Raw genomic sequence first — 19,491 nt, forward strand, 5'->3', positions numbered from 1 at the left:
AGCATCGGGTGAACAGCGCCCCGCGCTGTTCAGGCCCTGCCGGGGGCAGGGCCGGCCCGATGCTGACCCGCCGCCGCAGGCGGTGGGGAGGGTGAGGGTGCGTGTGCCCCTACCCCCTCAAGTCTCCAGCACCGGCTCCTTCCCCAGCGCCACCGCCAGCGCCCGGTGGCGCTTCTCCACGGCCTCGCCGTAGAGCGGCTCGTCGCCATCGGCGAGGCTGAGCACCAGCGCATTCCCCTCCAGCCGCAGCCGCGAGCGCTGGAGCGGCCGCGCCACCCCGCCGCTCAGCCGCTGGCCGAGCCGCATCGCCAGGCCCCAGCGCTTGGCCTCGGCCAAGGCTTCCGGCGACGCCAGCCGTTCGAGCGGCGCGGGGCTGTCGGTCGCCCCGCCCAGCGAGGTATAAAGCGCCTGCGCGACGATCGCGCGGCCCGCCGCATCGATGCCCACCCAATTGCCGTGCAGCCCGATCTCCATGCCCCGTTCGGCGCGAAACTCCGGGTTCGCGCGCCAGCCCACATCCGCCAGCAGGCAGGCGGCATGGCGCAGCCGTGCCCAGTCCGGCCCGTCGCGGAACAGCGGGGCGAGCCAGGCATCGAGCAGGTCGCCATGTTCGGGGAAGCGCCCCGAGCGTTGCCCCTCCTCACGCGCGGCGACGATCAGCGGGTCCTGCAGCCGCTCTTCCGGCGACAGGCGCTGGAACAGCAGCCCCTCGCGCAGGCCGTAGGCGGAGACGATCGTCCCGCTGCTGCCCAGCTGCTTGGTCACCGCCACCAGCAGCGCCGCGGCATCCCCCAGCGAGGGGATGCGCGCGCTCGACAGGTCGGGCACGGTCTTGAGATCGGCCTTGGTGGCGCCCTCGACCCGGCGGCCGAGCTCCTCCACCCGGTCGATCGCGAGCGGGTATTGATGGACGATCGGCAGCGGATAATCGGTCAGGTGCATGTCGAGCTTGGCGAGCGAGCGCCACGAGCCGCCGACCATGTAGAAGGGCAGGCCCTTCCCCCGGCCCTTCCAGCCCGCCGCGTCGATCATGCGGGTGACCTCGCGCTCCAGCACGCCCCTGCCCCGCGCGCGGATCGCGCCTAGGCGGAGCACGCCGAGCGGGAATGACACCCGATCGGTCACCGTGCCGGCCACCACGCGCACCAGCTCCAGGCTCCCGCCGCCGAGATCGCCGACCACGCCGTCCGCTTCGGGAATGCCGGAAAGCACGCCGAAGCCGGAAGCCGTCGCCTCCTCGACGCCGGAGAGCAGCTCCACCGCCAGCCCGAAGCCCTCGGCCATCGCCAGCAGCTCGCCGCCGTTCGAGGCGTCGCGCACCGCGGCGGTGGCGACGGTGCGCAATTCGCTGACCCGCATCTCGCGGGCGAGCAGCGCGAAGCGGCCTAGCGCGGCGCGCGCGCTGGCGAGGCCGCCGGCATGGATCGCGCCGGTCTCCGCCAGGCCCTTGCCGAGCCCGGCCATCACCTTCTCGTTGAACAGGATCGCGGGCAGCCGCGCCGGGCCCTCATAGACGACGAGGCGGATCGAGTTGGAACCGATGTCGATGATCGCGGTACGCGGCCGGGCGCTTTTGGAAACGGCGCCCGGCGTAGGAAGCAGGATGGTTGCCACGCGATCAGGCGCCCTTTGCGGCGAGTCGCTGCTTGCGCGGCGACAGCTTGGGCACCGGCTTGCGCGATCCCATCGCGGCGCCGCGCCCCGAGAGCGACGGATTGGTCATGAAATAGCGGTGCAGATTGAATTCCCCGTCTTCGCCCGGCACGATCCGGTCGTAATGGCCGTCGGGCGCGAGCAGCCAGCTCTGTTCGTTGTCGAGCAGGTTGGCGACCATCACTTGGTCCAGCACCTGATCGTGCACGGTCTTGTTGAGCAGCGGCAGCATGAACTCGACGCGGCGATCGAAGTTGCGCTGCATCCAGTCGGCCGAGGAAATATACAGCTTGGCGCCGTCGTTCGGCAGCGTCTTGCCGTTGCCGAATACCCAGATGCGGCTGTGCTCCAGGAAGCGGCCGACGATCGATTTCACCCGGATATTCTCGCTCATCCCCGCGACGCCGGGCCGCAGGCAGCAGATGCCGCGCACCACCAGCTCGATCTGCACGCCGGCGCTGCTCGCCTGGTAGAGCTTCTCGATGATCGCGGGATCAACCAGCGAGTTCATCTTCGCCCAGATCGTGCCGGGGCGCCCGGCGCGGACATGGGCGATTTCCTCCTCGATCAGGTCGCTCAGCCGATGGCGAAGGTCGCGCGGCGAGATGCCGAGCAGTTCCAGATGCTGCGGTTCGACATAGCCGGTCACATAGTTGAAGATCTGCGCCGCATCGCGGCCGATCCGTGGATCGGCAGTGAAGAAGCTGAGATCGGTGTAGATGCGCGCGGTGATCGGGTGATAATTGCCCGTGCCGAAATGGCAGTAGGTGCGATAGCGATCGCCCTCGCGCCGCACGACCATCGAGACCTTGGCGTGCGTCTTCCAGTCGATGAAGCCATAGACGACCTGCACGCCGGCCCGCTCCAGCGCGGTCGCCCAGTAGAGATTCTGTTCCTCGTCGAACCGCGCCTTGAGCTCGACGACGGCGGTGACCGACTTGCCGGCCTCGGCCGCGGCGATCAGCGCGTTGATCACCGCCGACTGCTTGCCCGCGCGATACAGCGTCTGCTTGATCGCCACCACATCGGGGTCGGCGGCGGCCTGCTGGAGGAAGCTGAGCACGACGTCGAAGGTCTCGTACGGGTGGTGGACGACGATGTCCTTGGCGCGGATCGCCGCGAAGCAGTCGCCGCCATATTCGCGGATCCGCTCGGGGAAGCGCGCCGAGAAGGGGGTGAACTTGAGGTCGGGCCGATCCTCGTCGACCAGCATCGACAGGTCGCCGACTCCGAGAAAGCCGCCGGTTTCGGTGAGCAGCGCGTCGCTGCCGCCCAGCTCTTCCTTCAGCACCGCTTCGAGATCGGGGGCGATGCCCTCCTCCATTTCGAGACGGATGACGCGGCCGCGACGCCGCCGCTTGATCGCCGAGCGGAAGGTGAGGACGAGGTCCTCGGCCTCTTCCTCGATCTCGATATCGCTGTCGCGCAGCACCCGGAAGGTGGCGGCGGCGAGCATTTCATAGCCCGGGAAGAGCAGCCCCCAGAAATGCTTGATCAGCGTCTCGATCGCGACATAGCGGGCCGGGGCACCGGGCAGCCGGACGAAGCGCTTGAGCGTCGTCGGCAGCATCACCAGTTCCTGCACCGGCTCGCGATCCGAGGTGCGCAGCAGGTTGAAGATCACGCTCGATCCCTGGTTGGGGATGAACGGGAAGGGATGCGCGGGATCGAGCGCCTGCGGGGTCAGGATCGGGAAGATCTGCTCGCGGAAATGGTTGGCGAGCCATTCCTCGGTCTCACCCTCGATCGCATCGGCTTCGAGCACGAAGATGTTCGCGAGCGCCAGTTCGGCGCGGATGTCCACCCACACCGCCTGCTGCTCGTCGGCGAGCGTCGCCGCTTCGGCGGAGATCGCCTCCAGCTGCTGCGCAGGGGTGAGGCCGTCGGCCGAGCGCGTGTCGATATTCTGCAGCTGCTGGCCCATCAGGCCGGCCACGCGAACCATGAAGAATTCGTCGAAATTGCTGCCGGAAATCGACAGGAAGCGGAGGCGTTCCAGCAGCGGATGGGCGGGGTTGCACGCCTCCTCCATCACGCGGCGGTTGAAGGCCAGCCAGGAAAGCTCGCGGTTGAAATAGCGCGGCGCGTTGGGATCGGCGGGGGCGATGGTCGCAGGGGCGGCGGATTCGGTCATTCGCTCTCGCTATCGTCGTTATGCGTCAAAAGGCTTGCAGCCTGGAGTGTAGTCTTCACCACCGGGATCGACAAACGGCCGTCGGTCTCCATTTCCAGCACATCGGCAACGCGCAGGATCGCGACATGGCTGCGCTCGATCCGCCTGGCGATCCAGGCGATCACGGCGGGCGTGGCATGCAGCAGGTGGCGGGTGAAGACCCGCTCCAGCAAGAGCGGGACCAACGCGTCGTCGGGCGGGCCGATCTCGAGCAGCGGCGAGGCGGCGAGGCGCGATCGCAGATCGGGCAGCGTCACTTCCCAGCGCGGCGGTGCGGCATCGGCGACGATCAGCAGCGGGCGGCGCTCACCCTGGGCGCGATTCCAGGCGTGGAAGATATCCGCTTCGTCGACGCGCTCGGCATCGTCGATGATCGCGGCTCCAGTCTTTGCCGCGAAGATCCGCGCGAGCAGGCTGCGACCGGACTTTCGTGGCCCCACCAGCAGCGCCGCCATCACCGGCCAGGTCGCCCAATGTTCGAGCTGATGGACGGCGCGCGCGTTCGAGGCGCTGACCAGAAAGTCCGTCTCGCTCGCCTCGGGCAGGCCCAGCGGCAGGCGGAGCTGGCTCATTGCGCCTTGGGCGTCGGCGAAGCCTGGGGCGCGGCGCCCCGACGGATGCGGAGCACGCCCGGCCCTTCCTGCACGCTCCAGCCGCGCGATTCGAGCGCGGCGCGCAAGGCGGCCTGCGATCCGTCGTAGCTGACGCGCAGCACCGAGATGCCGCCGAGCGCCAGGCTGGTGGTGGTGGCGCTGCGCACGCCGGGCACCCCGCGAACCGCACTTTCCGAGGCGGTGACGGCGGCGGCGTTGGGCGTTTCGACCTGCACCGAAAGCGCGGTCGTTGCCGCACCGCTCGCCTCGATGCTGGGCAAGGGGGTCGGCAGCGGGGTTTCCTCGGGCGCGGGCGCTTCCGGCTGCGCGACCGGCGGGCGGGCGGCGAGCACGGCATCGGTATGGAGCCGGCCCTCGCTCAGCGCCTTCTGATAGGCCTTGTCGATACGCGCCACGGCGGTGTCCAGCAGCGCGTCGATCGCGTCGCCATTGTCGATGCGCAGCGCGAAGCTGGTGATCGGCAGCTTGTCCGGCCCGTGCGTCGCCGAGAAGATGCCGACGATCGGCCCGCCCGGATAGTCGCGGCGCAGCTGCACTTCCGGCACCAGCATGTCGACCGCGCCATATTGGTCGAGGATCGTCCGCCACCAGTTGCGGCCATGGCGCAGCGTCTGGCCGGTATTGACCAGCAGCCGGTCCGCCCCGGTGCCGCGCAGGCGGACATAGTCGATCGTGCTGCCCGCGGCGCGCAGCCGGTTCCAGGCGCGCGCCCAGGCGGTGTCGCGCTCGAACACCTGGCCGACGCCGCCCGAATATTGCAGCGGCACCAGCAGCATCGGCGGCGAATGGGTGACCGCGATCGAGACGCCGAGGATCGACCCCGCCTTGGCGCGATCGAACTGCACGCCCAGGCTGGCGATATAGCGGCTGGGCCCGATCTGCTCGCGCTCGACGACGATGCCGGTGACGATCGCGTCGAGGGCCGAATCGGAGAGCGAGCCCGGCTTGCCGGTGAGCTGCTGCGACAGCATTGACCAGCCCTTGCGCTGGGCGATCCTCCAGCCGCCCTGGCGGGCGATCTCGGCGCTCTTGCCCGACACGTCGACCTTCACGCCGCTCACTTCGAAGCTGTTTGCGACACCTGCGGGTGCGGCGGGAGCGCCGCCCTGCCCCCGCGCCGTCAGGGTGCCCGCACCGGCGAGCGCGAGCGCGGCGACGGCGCCAATTACGGTTTTGGGACGGCGAAACTGCATGCGGGCGCCCTTTTGGCGAACCGGGCGTGGAAATCCAAGCGCGTTGTGGCTAGGGCCATCGCCCATGAGCGAGACCAAGGCGGGCGACGGCCCTTACACCTATGCCCAGGCGGGCGTTTCGATTGCGGCGGGCAATGCGCTGGTGCGCGCGATCGGCCCGCTTGCCCGTTCCACCCGGCGCGCCGGCGCGGACGCCGATCTGGGCGGCTTCGGCGGCATCTTCGACCTGAAGGCCGCGGGCTTCACCGATCCGCTGCTGGTTGCGGCGAACGACGGCGTCGGCACCAAGCTGAAGCTGGCGATCGAGCATGACCGGCACGACGGCGTCGGCATCGACCTCGTCGCGATGTGCGCCAACGATCTGATCGTCCAGGGCGCCGAACCGCTGTTTTTCCTCGACTATTATGCGAGCGGCAAGCTCGACAACGCGGTTGCCGAGCGGGTGATCGCCGGAATCGCGGAGGGCTGCCGCCAGGCGGGCTGCGCGCTGATCGGCGGCGAGACCGCCGAGATGCCGGGCATGTATGCCGATGGCGATTACGACCTTGCCGGCTTCTGCGTCGGCGCGGTGGAGCGCGACCGGCTGCTCGACGGCAAGAAGATCGCCCCCGGCGACGTACTGCTCGGCCTCGCCTCGAACGGCGTCCACTCGAACGGCTTCTCGCTGGTGCGGCGACTCGCGGCGGACAAGGGCTGGAAGCTCGATCGCCCGGCGCTGTTCGACCAGGAGCGGCTGCTGATCGACACGCTGATGGCGCCGACGCGCATCTATGTCGCCAGCCTTCTGCCCGAACTGCGCAAGGGCACGATCCACGGCCTCGCCCATATCACGGGCGGCGGCCTGCTCGAGAACGTCCCTCGCGTTCTCCCCGAGGGCAGCCATGCCCGGATCGACGCCGATGCCTGGCCGCTGCCCCGGCTGATGGCGTTCCTGCAGGCGCAGGGCAATATCGAGCCCGAAGAGATGGCGCGCACCTTCAACTGCGGCATCGGCATGGTCGCGGTGGTCGCGGCGGAGCAGGCGGAAGCCGTCTCGGCAGCGCTGACCGAAGCGGGCGAGACGGTGTTCGCCATCGGCACGGTCGAAGCCGGCGAGCGCGGCTGCACCGTGGTCGGCGGCGACGAGACCTGGAGCGCGCGTGCGCCGTGGAGCGCCACGCACTATGGCTGATTGCGGGGCGCTATCCACCGGCGCTCCCCTCCCACCTGCGGGAGGGGTCCGGAACGGGGCTGAGCGGTACCGCCATCCTGCCCTCTGCATGTCAGCCCCTCCCCGAGCCCTTTCCGCAGGCGGGAGGGCGATTTGAAGAAGCGACTCGGCATTCTGATTTCGGGCCGCGGCTCCAACATGGCTGCGCTGATCGAGGCCGCGGCGGCGCCGGACTGCCCCTATACGGTCGCGCTCGTCGCCAGCGACAAGCCCGAAGCGGCCGGACTCGCCTGGGCGGCCGAGCGCGGCGTGGCGACCTTCGCGCAAAGCCCGAAAGGCATGCCCAAGGCCGAATATGAGGCAAAGATCGATGCGGCGCTGCGAAATGCAGGCGTCGAGGCGATCGCGCTCGCGGGCTATATGCGGCTGCTCTCTGACGATTTCGTCGCGCGCTGGCGGGGGAGGATCGTCAACATCCACCCCTCGCTGCTGCCCAAGTACAAGGGTCTCGATACCCATGCGCGGGCGATCGCGGCCGGCGATGTCGAGGCGGGCGCCTCGGTGCATATCGTTACCGAGGAACTGGATGGCGGCGAGGTGCTGGGCCAGGCACGGGTGGCCATCCTGCCCGGCGACACTGCCGATACGCTTTCGGCGCGCGTGCTGGCCGAGGAGCACAAACTCTACCCAAAAACCATCGCAGCATGGCTTTGCGGCTGAAATCTGCGGATATTTGGTTCCGATGCCGCGTTCTCCCCCGTCAATACTCCAGAACGGGAAGCCACGGACATGGCCAAGGACTCGGCGCTGACGCCGGAGGAAGAAGGCGGAATTGCCACCGCTGAACTCGGCCTCGTGCTGCTCGACGGCCCGAACGGGGTAGCGGTGGCGATGACGCCCGAAGCGGCGGAGGCTACGGGCCGCAGCCTGCTCGCGGCTGCCGAGGCGGCGATCGGGCAGCGCGAACGTGGCGAAACGGGTTATTGAGACTTGTGCTGCCAGGGTGCCCGCGTCGATAAGGTGCGCGGATGATCAAGGTCGCCAGCTACAACATGCGCAAGTCGATCGGCACCGATCGACGACGCCGACCGGAGAGGACGCTCGAGGTACTGCTCGAGGTCGGTGCCGATGTGATCGCCTTGCAGGAGGCGGATCGCCGCTTCGGCGCGCGCGAGGCGGTCCTCGCGCACCATCTGCTCGCCGAGCATAGTCCCTGGAAAGCGGTGCAGTTCGGGATGCGCGCGCGATCGATGGGATGGCACGGCAACGCGCTGCTGGTGCGCAAGGAGGCCGAAATCCTGAGTTGCGCGGCGCTCCATCTGCCCACGCTGGAGCCCCGCGGCGCGGTGATGGCGGAGCTTCGCATGCATGGGCGGCCCTTGCGCGTGCTGGGCATGCACCTTGATCTGTCCGGCCTGTGGCGGCGGCGGCAGGCGCACGCGATCCTCACCCAGCTTGCGAACCTGCCGGCCATGCCAACGGTCATGATGGGCGACCTCAACGAATGGAGCGCCGAGCGCGGCTGCCTGCGCGATTTCGCCCAGCATTTCGCCTTCGCGCCCACCGGCAAGAGCTTCCACGCCCGCCGCCCGATGGCGCGGCTGGACCGGATCATGGCGTCGCCCGATCTCGCGATTGGCGACGCCGGGGTGCATTGCAGCCTCGCGGCGCGCACCGCCTCCGATCATCTGCCTGTCTGGGCGGAGGTGCGGCACCGCTGATGCAGGAGGGGCAGGAAAAGGAGCTGCGGCTGGCGCTGGTCTGCTATGGCGGGATCAGCCTCGCCGTATACATGCACGGCATCACCAAAGAAGTGTGGCACCTCGCCCGCGCCAGCTGCGCCGAGCGCGAGGGCACGCCGCTTCACAGCGTCTACCGCGATCTGATCGAGGATATTCGTGATCGCAGCGGGCTCAACCTGCGCGTGCTGGTCGATATTCTCTCCGGCGCCAGCGCGGGCGGGATCAACGCGGTGTTCTTGGCGCAGGCGATCGCCAGCGGCCAGTCGCTCGATCCGCTCACCGCCATGTGGCTGGACTATGCCGATGTCGAGGCGCTGCTCGCCCCCAGCCAGGGCCCATCGCACCGCTTCGCCAAGATCTGGGCGAAGCCGATCGCCTGGATGCTCTCCAACCGCTCGCATGCGATCGACGAAACGGTGGAAGCGGGCACCCGCGCGGAGGTGCGCGAGAAGCTCGAGCGGTTCGTCCGGTCGCGCTGGTTCGAGCCGCCCTTCGGGGGCGAGCAGCTGCTCAAGACGCTGCTCAATGCCTTCGATGCGATGGCGTCCGGCCCCGCCGAGCGGCGACTGCTGCCCGACGGCCAGCCGCTCGACCTGTTCGTCACTGCCACCGATTTTGGCGGCCATGCCGAGACGCTGCGGCTCAACAGCCCCGCCGAAGTGGTGGAGACCGAACATCGTCTGGTGTTCAGCTTCACCGATCATGGTCGCGGCGCCGGCATCGCCCATCCCGCCGCGCTGGGCTTCGCTGCCCGCGCGACGTCGAGCTTCCCGGGCGCTTTCCCACCGCTGATGGTGGAGGAACTTGACAAGGTGCTGGCGGAACGCGGCACGCCCTGGGCCGGCCGCGATGCATTTCTCCAGCGCGTGCTCCCCGAGCAATGGGCCGAAAACCGCGCCGAAAAAGCCGTGCTGATCGACGGCTCGGTGTTGGCCAACGCGCCTTTCGAGCCCGTGATGGCAGCGCTGCGCGAGCGTCCCGCCCGGCGGCAGGTCGACCGGCGCTTCGTGTTCCTGGATCCCACGCCGGACATGCGGTTCGATTTCTACGGCCCACGCCGCGAACGGCCGGGCTTTTTTTCGACGCTGATCGGCGCGCTTTCCGAACTGCCGCGCAAACAGCCGATTCGCGACAATCTCGACGCGATCGCCGCCCGTTCGGACCGGATCGAGCGGATGCTCGCTATCGTTTCCGAGATTCGCGCCGAGGTGGAGGCACAGGTCGAATCGCTGTTCGGCTACACGTTGTGGCTGGACTATCCCACGCCCAAACGCCTCGCTGCATGGCGAAAGCGGGCGCAGGTCGCCGCCGCCGCCAAGGCAGGCTATGGCCACACGGCCTATGCGCTGCTCAAGGTCGATGGCGCTGTCGACCGCACGGCGCAACTGCTCCAAGCGCTTGTCGGCCAGCAGGACGGTCGTCGGCTGCGGTCGCTGGGTCGCCGGCTGCGCGAGACGGTGCGGACGCGCGGTGCCGACCGATTCGGCGCCTCGCTGCCCGGCGGCGCCTCGCCCGAGGCGCTCGATTTCCTGCGGGGGCACGATCTCGGCTTCCGCATCCGCCGCCTGCGCCTGCTCGCGCGGCGGCTTGCCGAACTGGAGCAATCCGCCCCGCGCGGCGCGATGCGGCCGATGCGCGATGCGATCTACAGCGCGCTGGCGGCCTATCTGGAGCTCAAGCGCTCCGACACCTTCGCCGATCTGCCTGCGCGGCTTGGCGACGATCCCGGCGCAATGCTCGACATGCTGGCCGAGCGCATGCAACTGCGCGCGCTCGACCGGCAGACGGACGAGGTGCTGTCCGCCGGTTTCAGTGCATTGTCGAAGGAATTGCGGCGGCCGATGCTGCTCGCCTATCTGGGCTTCCCCTTCTTCGACATCGCCACGCTGCCGCTGCTCCAGGGCGAAGGAATGGACGAGTTCGATCCGATCCGCGTCGACCGCATCTCGCCCGAGGATGCCAAGGCGATCCGCGCCGGCGGCGTCGCGGCGATGCTCAAGGGCAATCAGTTCAACAATTTCGGCGCGTTCTTCAGCCGCGCCTATCGCGAGAACGATTATCTCTGGGGCCGCCTCAACGGCGCCGACCGGCTGATCGACATCGTGCTGTCCACGATCGACAGAGCGGCCCAGCCGGACGCGGCGCATGTCGCCGCGCTCAAGCGGCGCGCCTTTCACGCGATCCTGGACGAGGAGGCCCCTGCCCTTACCGCGATCCCGGGACTGATCGCCGAGTTGCGAACCGAAATCGGCTGAGCCTTGGCAAGCGGGGCCGCTCGGGCCTAGAAGGCGCTCAGGGTTTGCCAGGAAGGGAGCGGAATGCGGTTTCTGAAGGTGCTGTTGTGGCTCCTGCTCGGCGGCGTGATCGCCGGGTTCGTGATCTACAATGGCGAGCAGCGCGTGAGCATCCAGCTCTGGGGCGGTCTCGTCGCCGATATCAGCCTGCCGCTGTTGCTGATCGTCGTGTTCCTCGCCGGATTCCTGCCGATGCTGGTCGCCTATCAGACGCTGCGGTGGCGGATGCGGCAGCGCTTCACGGGGCTTGAACGGGCGCTCGCCGATCTGCGCGCGATCCCGGCGACCCCGGCACCGCGCTTCGAGCCGGTCACGGAAACGCCGGCGATCGAGGAGCCGCGCGCATGAGCAGCCGGATCTATGTCGCGCTCGACACGCCCGATCTGGAAAAGGCCAAGGTGCTGGCCCAGAAGGTCCACCACCATGTCGGCGGCATCAAGCTGGGCCTGGAGTTCTTCATGGCCAATGGCCGCCACGGCGTGCACGAGATGGCCGAAATCGGCGTGCCGATCTTCCTCGACCTCAAGTTCCACGACATCCCCAATACGGTCGCCAAGGCGGTCCAGGCGCTGCGTCCGCTGAACCCCGCGATCCTCACCGTCCATGCCGCCGGCGGCCGGGCGATGCTGGAGGATGCCAAGGCCGCCGCGCCAGAGGGCACCAAGGTGGTCGCGGTGACGATGCTCACCAGCCTCGACGGCGACGACATGACCGCGATCGGGCTCAAGCCCGATCCGCATGAGCAGGTGATGCGCCTCGCCGAGCTGGCCCGCTCCGCCGGGGTGGACGGCATCGTCTGCTCGGGTGAGGAAGTGAAGGCGGCGCATGCAGCCTGGAAGGACGGCTTCTTCGTCGTCCCCGGCGTGCGGCCGGCCGATGCGCAGGTCGGCGACCAGAAGCGGGTGGTGACGCCGCGCAGTGCGGTGGATGCGGGTGCGTCGATCCTGGTGATCGGGCGACCGATCACCCAGGCCGAGGATCCCGACGCGGCCGCGCGGGCGATCGCGGCGACGTTGTAATCAGGCCACCAGCCACCCTCACCCTCCCCACTGCCTCCGGCACGGGTCCCCTCCCTCTCCCAAAGGGAAAGGGCGAAAGAATCCCTCTCCCCTTGGGAGAGGGAGGGAGCCGCGAAGCGGCGGAAGGGTGAGGGTGATCGCGTAGGAACAGCCATGCCCATCACCATCCGCCCCGCCACCACCGCCGACCTGCCGGCGATCCACCCCGTGATCGAGCGCGCCTATCGCGGTGAAACCGCGCGCCAGGGCTGGACGCATGAGGCGGACCTGATCGAGGGGCCGCGTACGGATCTCCCGACGCTCACCGCCATCGTCGAAGACCCGGCGCAGGTGCTGCTCAGCGCCTGGGAAGACGGCACCGCGATCGGCTGCGTCAACGTCGCGAACCGGGGCCATGGCACGGCCTATCTCGGCCTGCTCTGCATCGATCCGCTCCGCCAGGCGGGCGGGCTCGGCCGCCAGCTGATCGCCGCCGCCGAAGCGCATGCCCGCGACGTGTTCGGCTGCAGCCGCATGGAAATGACGGTGATCGAGCAGCGCCGCAAGCTCATCGAATATTATCTCCGCCGCGGCTATGCCGAAACCGGCGCGCGCCGCGACTTCCCGATCCCGCTCGACCCGCCGCTGTTCATGACGGTGCTGGCCAAGACGCTGGTCTAACGCCTACAGGGCAGACCATGCCCGCAACCGCGAAAATCTGTGGCCTGTCCACGCCCGATACGCTCGACGCCGCAATTGCCGGCGGAGCGAGCCATATCGGCTTTGTCTTCTTCCCACCCAGCCCGCGCCACCTGAGTTTCGACAAGGCGCTGGGACTCGCCGCCCGCGTTCCGGGCCAGGTCGGCCGGGTCGGCGTGTTCGTCGATCCCGACGACGCGCTGCTCGATGCCGCCATCGCCGCCGGGCGGCTGGACGTGATCCAGCTCCACAAGGTCACCCCCGCGCGCGCCGCCGCCGTGAAGACACGGACCGGCCGCGAGACCTGGGCCGCGCTCGCGGTCAAGATCCGCGCCGACCTCGCCCCGGCCGCGGCGTTCCGGGGCGCCGCCGACCGGCTGCTCTACGACGCCAAGGCCCCGGAGGGCGCCAAGGTGCCCGGCGGCACCGGGCTGCGCTTCGACTGGACCCTGCTGGACGGCTTCGACAACCCGCTGCCCTGGATCCTCTCCGGCGGGCTCGATGCCGGCAATGTCGGCGAGGCGATCCGGGTAACCGGGGCAAGCCTGGTCGATGTCTCTTCGGGCATCGAGACGGCGCCAGGCATCAAGGATGTGGACAAGATCGCCGCTTTCCTTAAAGCCGTGGCCCGATCATGACCGCACCAAATTCCTTCCGCGCCCAGCCCGACGACCGCGGGCATTTCGGCCAGTTCGGCGGACGCTTCGTCGCCGAGACGCTGATGCCGCTGGTTCTCGACCTGGAGCGCGAATACACCGCCGCCAAGGCCGATCCCGCCTTCCAGGCCGAGTTCGACGACCTGCTCGAACATTATGTCGGCCGCCCGAGCCCGCTCTATTATGCCGAGCGGCTGACCGACGCGCTGCGCGAGAACGCGCCCGAAGGCATGGGCGCCGAGATCTGGTTCAAGCGCGACGAGCTCAACCACACCGGCGCGCACAAGATCAACAATTGCATCGGCCAGATCCTGCTCGCCCGCCGCATGGGCAAGACGCGGATCATCGCCGAGACCGGTGCCGGCCAGCACGGCGTGGCCACCGCCACCGTCTGCGCACGCTTCGGCCTGCCCTGCGTGATCTATATGGGCGCGACCGACGTCGCGCGGCAGCAGCCCAACGTGTTCCGCATGAAGCTGCTCGGCGCCGAAGTGGTGCCGGTCACCAGTGGTGCTGCGACACTCAAGGACGCGATGAACGAGGGCCTGCGCGACTGGGTCGCGAACGTCGAGGACACCTTCTACATCATCGGCACCGCCGCCGGCCCGCACCCCTATCCGGAGCTGGTCCGCGACTTCCAGTCGGTGATCGGCCGCGAGGCGCGCGCGCAGATGCTCCAGCGCACCGGCAAGCTGCCCGACCTGCTGGTCGCCGCGATCGGCGGCGGATCGAACGCGATCGGCCTGTTCCACCCGTTCCTTGACGATGCCGACGTGAAGATGCTCGGCGTCGAGGCAGCGGGCGAAGGGCTGGAGAAGCGCCACGCCGCCAGCCTCGCCGGCGGCGCGCCGGGCATTCTCCACGGCAACCGCACCTATCTGCTGCAGGACGAGGACGGCCAGATCACCGAGGCGCACTCGATCTCGGCGGGTCTCGACTATCCGGGTATCGGCCCCGAGCATGCCTGGCTGCGCGACATCGGCCGCGTGGAATATACCGCGGTGACCGACACCGAGGCGCTCGACGCGTTCCAGCTGCTCTGCCGCACCGAGGGCATCATCCCCGCGCTCGAGCCGAGCCACGCCATCGCCGCGGTGGCCAAGGTCGCCCGCACGATGCCGCGCGACAAGGTGATCCTCGCCAACCTTTGTGGTCGCGGCGACAAGGACATCTTCACCGTCGCCGAGGCGCTGGGAGTGCAGATGTGACCCGGCTCGCCAACGCCTTTGCCCGCGCCTCCGAGCAGGGCCGTGCCGCGCTGGTGACCTTCGTCACCGCCGGCGATCCTGCGCCCGGCGCCACGGCTGCTATCCTCGACGCGCTCGTCGCGGGCGGTGCCGACGTGATCGAGCTCGGCATGCCGTTCACCGATCCGATGGCCGATGGCCCGGCGATCCAGGCGGCGAACCTGCGCAGCCTCGCCGCCGGCACCACCACCGCCGACGTGCTCGCCATCGCCACCGCGTTCCGCGCGCGCCATCCGGACGTGCCGCTGGTCCTGATGGGCTATGCCAATCCGATGACCCGGCGCGGACCCGAATGGTTCGCGAACGCCGCACGCGCGGCCGGCGTCGACGGCGCGATCTGCGTCGACATTCCCGCCGAGGAAGACGACAGCCTGGGCGAAGCGCTCCGCGCCGCCGGGCTGGGCAATGTCCGCCTCGCCACACCCACCACCGATGCCGCCCGGTTGCCGGCGGTGCTGGCGGGCGCGTCCGGGTTCCTCTATTATGTCTCGGTCGCCGGGATCACCGGGCTACAACAGGCTGCCACCGCCTCGATCGAGGCCGCGGTTGCCCGCCTCAAGGCCGCGACCGACCTGCCGATCGCGGTCGGCTTCGGCGTCCGCACCCCCGAACAGGCCGCCGCCATCGGTCGCGTCGCCGACGGCGTGGTCGTCGGCAGCGCGATCGTCGAGCTGGTCGGCCGCCACGGCACGGATGCGGCGGAGCCCGTCCGCGCCTATATCGCTACGCTGAAGACGGCGCTGGTCGCCGCACGCAAGGAAGTCGCATGAGCTGGATTACGCGCGTTCGCAACGCGCTCGCCTATGTCACCACCCGTGGCGAGGAGAGCCCCGACAATCTCTGGCACAAGTGCAAGGGATGCGGACAGATGGTCTTCATGAAGGAGTTCGAGGAAAACCAGAATGTCTGCCCGCATTGCGATTTCCACGATCGCATCGGCGCGACGAAGCGCTTCGAGCAGCTGTTCGATGACGGCGCCTACAAGCTGCTGCCGAACCCCAAGGTCACCGAGGACCCGCTGAAGTTCCGCGATTCCAAGCCCTATGCGGCGCGGATCAAGGCGGCGCGGGCGACGACCGGCGAGCAGGACGCGTTCCAGAACGCCAGCGGCACGATCCACGGCCACAAGGCGGTGATCGGCGTGCAGGACTTCGCTTTCATGGGCGGATCGATGGGCCAGGCGGTCGGCGAGGCGTTCATCGCCGGCGTCGAGACCGCGATCGCCGCGCGCTCGCCCTATATCGTCTTCACCGCCTCGGGCGGCGCGCGCATGCAGGAAGGCATTCTCAGCCTGATGCAGATGCCGCGCACCACCGTCGCGATCGAGATGCTGCATGACGCCGGGCTGCCCTATATCGTCGTGCTGACCGATCCGACCTCGGGCGGCGTGATGGCGGCCTATGCGATGCTGGGCGACGTCCAGATCGCCGAGCCGGGCGCCACGCTTGCCTTCACCGGCCGCCGCGTGATCGAGAACACGATCCGCGAGAAGCTGCCTGACGACTTCCAGACCAGCGAATATTATCGCGACCACGGCCTCGTCGACATGGTGACGCACCGCCGCGACCTGCGCGACACGCTGGGCCAGCTGATCGGCCTGCTCTGCGAGGCGCGCGCGGCGGCGTAATGCTTCACTTTAGCCCCTCCCCTTCAGGCGCATCAGGCCGGCGCTGCCCCCGGCAGCGCCTGAACAGCGCGGGGCGCTGTTCACCTGATGCGGGGTTGGGGTGGGGCAGAGTCTCACCGAGACCAAAAGACGTTCTGGAATCCCTCCACCTCCAACCCCTCCTCCAAGGAGGAGGGGCTCAAATAAGCGCGACATGCCCGACTTCGCTCGGTCCACCGACCCCGCCGTGCAAGCCCAGCTCGACCGGCTGACCCTGCTCTCCCCCGGCGCCGACATCCTCGGTCTGGAGCGCATCACCTGCCTTCTGGAGCGCGTCGGCAACCCGCACCTCCGCCTGCCGCCGGTGCTGCACGTCGCCGGCACCAACGGCAAGGGATCGACCTGCGCGTTCCTGCGCGCCGCGCTCGAAGCCGCCGGCCTCAGCGTCCATGTCTATTCCAGCCCTCACCTCGTCCGCTTCAACGAGCGCATCCGCCTCGCCGGTACGCTGATCGACGACGCCACCCTCGCGCCCCTGCTCGCCGAGGTGCTCGATGCCGGCGGCGATATCGGCGCGAGCTTCTTCGAGGTGACCACCGCTGCCGCCTTCCTCGCCTTCGCCCGCACGCCGGCGGACGCGTGCGTGATCGAAGTCGGTCTGGGCGGGCGGCTCGACGCGACCAACGTCATCGCCGCGCCGATCGCGACCGCCATCGCCCAGCTCGGCATCGACCATCAGGCCTTCCTCGGCGACACGCTGCCGCAGATCGCGCGCGAAAAGGCAGGCATCGCCAAGCCCGGCGTGCCGCTGGTGACGATGCGCTACGATGCAGAGATCGCCGCCGTGGTCGCGGCCGCCGGCGCCCCCGTCCTCGCGCAAGGGGCCGCCTGGGACTATGCGGTGGAAGGCGACCGCCTCGTCTATCGCGACGCCAATGGCGTGATCGCGACGCCGCTGCCGGTGCTTTCCGGCCCGCACCAGCCGGGCAATCTCGCGCTCGCCATCGCGATGCTGCGCCACCAGACCGTGCTGGCGATCCCCGATGCCGCGCTCGCCGCCGCCGCGACCCGCGCCCGCTGGCCCGCGCGGATGCAGCGGCTCGGCCAGGGGCCGCTCACCGCATGGTTGCCGGAAGGCACCCCGGTCTGGCTCGATGGCGGGCACAATGCCGCAGCCGGCGCCGCCATCGCCGGCACCGTTGCCGAAGTCGCTGCCGGTCGGCCCTGCCATCTCGTGCTCGGTATGCTGGCCAACAAGGATCCCGAGGGACTGCTCGCCCCCCTCGCCGCACGGCTGGCAAGCGTCACCACCGTGCCGATCCCCGGCCATGCCCATCACGCACCCGACGCGCTGGCGGCGCTGGTCCAGGCGCTTGGCGTACCCGTTGCCACGACCGCCGACGATGTGGCGGGCGCCCTGCGCGCAATAGCCGGCCGCGGTACCGGCCAGTCGCCGGCCACCGTGCTGATCCTCGGTTCGCTGTATCTCGCCGGCGTCGTTCTCGCCGCGAACGGAGAATTGCCCGACTGATCGCAACCCGCGCTTATTGCGATTGACTATTAATAACAGAACGGCATGATTGCTCCGACGCCCATCGGAGAATCACATGCAGCCGTCCGTCCAGACCCTCGTCACCGCCCTGCCCCAGCTCCAGCCCGAGGATCCGGGCGTGCGGCTGCTGCTGTTCGGCGTTCGCCAGACCGGCGGCAACGGTCTGCACGATGCCAGCACCGCGCACGCCTTCCTCGTCGCGTTCGGCAAGGGGTTCCGCCGCCCGCTGATGCTGCTGCGCGCGCTGATGCACGAAATGTCCGCCATGGCGACCGGTCCGGTGCAGATCGCGCCCTGGTGCTGTCCGCGCATGACCGCGTCCGAAGCGGCGCTGGTCGTCGCGCTGGGCAAGGTCCGCACCAATCCGGAAGTGGCGGCGCTGCTCCTCGCCGACCTGATCGGCGTCCGCGACGCGACCGGCCTGCTGCCGACCGCGCACGCGCTGGCGCAGAGCTTCGCCGATCTCGCCCTGCCGCTGGAACCCTGAGGCGTCAGCGCTCCTGCCCGGCGCTGCCGATCGAGCGATCGACCAGCCCGCTGCGCATCATCCACCAATAGAGCGCGACACCGGGCAGCGCGATGACGGTGGTGAACAGGTAAAAGTCGACATAGCCCATCGCCTCGATCAGGCTGCCCGCCGTCGTGCCGGTGATGAACCGGCCGACGATGCTCGCCCCCGCCGAGATCAGCGCATATTGCGCGGCGGTGAAACGCAGGTCGGTCAGCGCCGAGAAATAGGCGATCACCACCACCCCGCCGATGCCGCTGGCGATGTTCTCGAAGCCGATCGCGCCGGCCATGCCGAGGTTCGAGTGCCCCGCTGCCGCCAGCGCGGCGAAGCTGAGGTTGGAAACCGCCATCAGGATCAGGCTGACCATCACCGATCGCTTCATCCCCATCCGCGCGTACATCATGCCGCCGAGGAAGATGCCCAGCATGTACGCCAGAAAGCCGAGCGACACGTCGTAAAAGGCGATCTCGTCGTTCGAGAAGCCGAGATCGTTGAACAGCAGCCGGAAGGTGAGGTTGGCCAGCGTATCGCCGATCTTGTGGACCAGGATGAACAGCAGAACGATCAGCGCGCCTTCGCGGGCGAAGAACTGGAGAAACGGCCCCCAGATCCCGGCCGCCACCGTCGCGATGCTGCGGCGCTCGGCGGGCGCGCGGTGCCGCTCGGGCTCGCCGACGATCAGCCCGGTGAGGATCGCGGGCAGCGCGAAGACGGCGCAGGCGGCATAGCCCGCGGTCCACCCCGCCTGCCCCGCCACGACCAGCGCGATCGCACCGGCTGCGACCGAGCCGATCCGCCAGCCATATTGCGACATGCCCGAGCCATAGCCGAGCTCGTGCGGTTGCAGCACTTCGATCCGATAGCCGTCGATGACGATGTCATAGGTCGCGCCCGCCGCGCCCATCAGCACCGCGGCGGTGACCGTCGGCCAGATGTTCGCCGGATCGGGGACGACCAGCGCCAGGTTCACCGTCGCCGCGACGACCAGCAGGCCGGCCACGATCAGCCACGACACCCGCTGGCCCAGCCGCCCCAGGATCGGGATCGGCACGCTGTCGACGATCCACGCCCAGAGAAACTTGAAATTATAGACCAGGATCGCGAGCGTGAAGGCGGTGACGGTCGACTTGTCGATGCCCGTCTGCGCCAGCCGGGTCGTGAGCGTCGCGCCGATCATCGCGAACGGGAAGCCCGAGGACACGCCGAGCGCGAAGGACGCCAGCGGCCCCTTCGCGAAATAGGGCCGCACGCCTTCGGGAAGCTCCGCGCGCCAATCTGCCGGAGCAGCCGCGCGGCCGAGCACGAACGCGCCGAGAAAGGCGATCAGCGCCGCGGCACCGCCCCAGTCGAGCGCCAGCGGCGCCCCGGCCAGCGATTTGGGCGGGGAGAACAGCGTGAACAGC

At 69.1% G+C, this 19,491-nt stretch carries 19 protein-coding genes; 14 read left to right on the forward strand and 5 right to left on the reverse strand.

The annotated features are described in order from the left end of the window. Positions 1-117: 117 nt before the first annotated feature. From S2M10_RS07705 to S2M10_RS07720, 4 genes are read right to left on the reverse strand one after another with little or no spacing between them, the layout of a single operon-like run. Entirely contained in the window at positions 118-1,614 is a 1,497-nt protein-coding gene (locus S2M10_RS07705; RefSeq protein WP_168845610.1) for a Ppx/GppA family phosphatase, read from the reverse strand. A gap of 4 nt (positions 1,615-1,618) precedes the next feature. Further along, entirely contained in the window at positions 1,619-3,787 is a 2,169-nt protein-coding gene (locus tag S2M10_RS07710; RefSeq protein ID WP_168845611.1) for an RNA degradosome polyphosphate kinase, read from the reverse strand. Further along, positions 3,784-4,398 carry a DnaA/Hda family protein gene (locus tag S2M10_RS07715; protein ID WP_168845612.1) on the reverse strand — a complete coding sequence of 205 codons (615 nt, stop codon included), beginning with the start codon at positions 4,396-4,398 and terminating at the stop codon, positions 3,784-3,786. Before S2M10_RS07715 ends, S2M10_RS07710 begins: the two co-directional genes overlap by 4 nt. Continuing rightward, positions 4,395-5,633 carry a heavy-metal-associated domain-containing protein gene (locus tag S2M10_RS07720; RefSeq protein WP_168845613.1) on the reverse strand — a complete coding sequence of 413 codons (1,239 nt, stop codon included), beginning with the start codon at positions 5,631-5,633 and terminating at the stop codon, positions 4,395-4,397. Before S2M10_RS07720 ends, S2M10_RS07715 begins: the two co-directional genes overlap by 4 nt. Before the next feature lie 64 nt (positions 5,634-5,697). Between S2M10_RS07720 and purM the strand changes: the two genes are divergently transcribed. The 14 genes from purM (at position 5,698) to S2M10_RS07790 (ending at position 18,064) form a co-directional block, all read left to right on the forward strand. Further along, on the forward strand, positions 5,698-6,804 hold the full coding sequence (purM, locus tag S2M10_RS07725) for a phosphoribosylformylglycinamidine cyclo-ligase (protein ID WP_168845614.1): 1,107 nt from the start codon (positions 5,698-5,700) through the stop codon (positions 6,802-6,804). Positions 6,805-6,936: 132 nt separating this feature from the next. After that, positions 6,937-7,503 carry a phosphoribosylglycinamide formyltransferase gene (gene purN, locus S2M10_RS07730; protein ID WP_168845615.1) on the forward strand — a complete coding sequence of 189 codons (567 nt, stop codon included), beginning with the start codon at positions 6,937-6,939 and terminating at the stop codon, positions 7,501-7,503. A 69-nt stretch (positions 7,504-7,572) separates the two neighbouring features. Continuing rightward, on the forward strand, positions 7,573-7,770 hold the full coding sequence (locus S2M10_RS07735) for a hypothetical protein (RefSeq protein WP_168845616.1): 198 nt from the start codon (positions 7,573-7,575) through the stop codon (positions 7,768-7,770). 41 nt (positions 7,771-7,811) lie between these two features. Then, positions 7,812-8,504: an endonuclease/exonuclease/phosphatase family protein gene (locus tag S2M10_RS07740; protein WP_168845617.1), complete on the forward strand. Its 693-nt coding sequence runs from the start codon at positions 7,812-7,814 to the stop codon at positions 8,502-8,504. Further along, entirely contained in the window at positions 8,504-10,780 is a 2,277-nt protein-coding gene (locus S2M10_RS07745; RefSeq protein WP_168845618.1) for a patatin-like protein, read from the forward strand. Before S2M10_RS07740 ends, S2M10_RS07745 begins: the two co-directional genes overlap by 1 nt. Positions 10,781-10,843: 63 nt before the next feature. Continuing rightward, a complete protein-coding gene (locus tag S2M10_RS07750; RefSeq protein ID WP_168845619.1) occupies positions 10,844-11,167 on the forward strand; it encodes a LapA family protein in 324 nt (107 codons plus the stop codon). Further along, positions 11,164-11,838, forward strand: coding sequence for an orotidine-5'-phosphate decarboxylase (gene pyrF, locus S2M10_RS07755; protein ID WP_168845620.1), 675 nt, complete (start codon positions 11,164-11,166; stop codon positions 11,836-11,838). Before S2M10_RS07750 ends, pyrF begins: the two co-directional genes overlap by 4 nt. A 153-nt stretch (positions 11,839-11,991) precedes the next feature. Next, on the forward strand, positions 11,992-12,498 hold the full coding sequence (locus S2M10_RS07760; RefSeq protein ID WP_168845621.1) for a GNAT family N-acetyltransferase: 507 nt from the start codon (positions 11,992-11,994) through the stop codon (positions 12,496-12,498). Between the two features lie 17 nt (positions 12,499-12,515). Next, positions 12,516-13,154, forward strand: a complete 639-nt coding sequence (locus S2M10_RS07765; protein WP_168845622.1) for a phosphoribosylanthranilate isomerase — start codon at positions 12,516-12,518, stop codon at positions 13,152-13,154. After that, positions 13,151-14,380: a tryptophan synthase subunit beta gene (gene trpB / locus S2M10_RS07770; protein WP_168845623.1), complete on the forward strand. Its 1,230-nt coding sequence runs from the start codon at positions 13,151-13,153 to the stop codon at positions 14,378-14,380. The genes S2M10_RS07765 and trpB overlap by 4 nt, the downstream gene beginning before the upstream one ends. Continuing rightward, positions 14,377-15,189, forward strand: a complete 813-nt coding sequence (trpA, locus tag S2M10_RS07775; protein WP_168845624.1) for a tryptophan synthase subunit alpha — start codon at positions 14,377-14,379, stop codon at positions 15,187-15,189. Before trpB ends, trpA begins: the two co-directional genes overlap by 4 nt. Then, a complete protein-coding gene (gene accD, locus S2M10_RS07780) occupies positions 15,186-16,046 on the forward strand; it encodes an acetyl-CoA carboxylase, carboxyltransferase subunit beta (RefSeq protein WP_168845625.1) in 861 nt (286 codons plus the stop codon). Before trpA ends, accD begins: the two co-directional genes overlap by 4 nt. Before the next feature lie 193 nt (positions 16,047-16,239). After that, positions 16,240-17,556 carry a bifunctional folylpolyglutamate synthase/dihydrofolate synthase gene (locus S2M10_RS07785; protein WP_168845626.1) on the forward strand — a complete coding sequence of 439 codons (1,317 nt, stop codon included), beginning with the start codon at positions 16,240-16,242 and terminating at the stop codon, positions 17,554-17,556. 76 nt (positions 17,557-17,632) lie between these two features. Continuing rightward, on the forward strand, positions 17,633-18,064 hold the full coding sequence (locus tag S2M10_RS07790; RefSeq protein ID WP_168845627.1) for a DUF6628 family protein: 432 nt from the start codon (positions 17,633-17,635) through the stop codon (positions 18,062-18,064). A 4-nt stretch (positions 18,065-18,068) separates the two neighbouring features. On the opposite strand, the gene S2M10_RS07795 is transcribed toward S2M10_RS07790, so the two are convergent. Next, a complete protein-coding gene (locus S2M10_RS07795; protein WP_348770550.1) occupies positions 18,069-19,391 on the reverse strand; it encodes an MFS transporter in 1,323 nt (440 codons plus the stop codon). Positions 19,392-19,491: the final 100 nt, after the last annotated feature.

Source organism: Sphingomonas sp. S2M10, assembly GCF_012650175.1.
In the GTDB taxonomy this organism is placed as follows: domain Bacteria; phylum Pseudomonadota; class Alphaproteobacteria; order Sphingomonadales; family Sphingomonadaceae; genus Sphingomonas.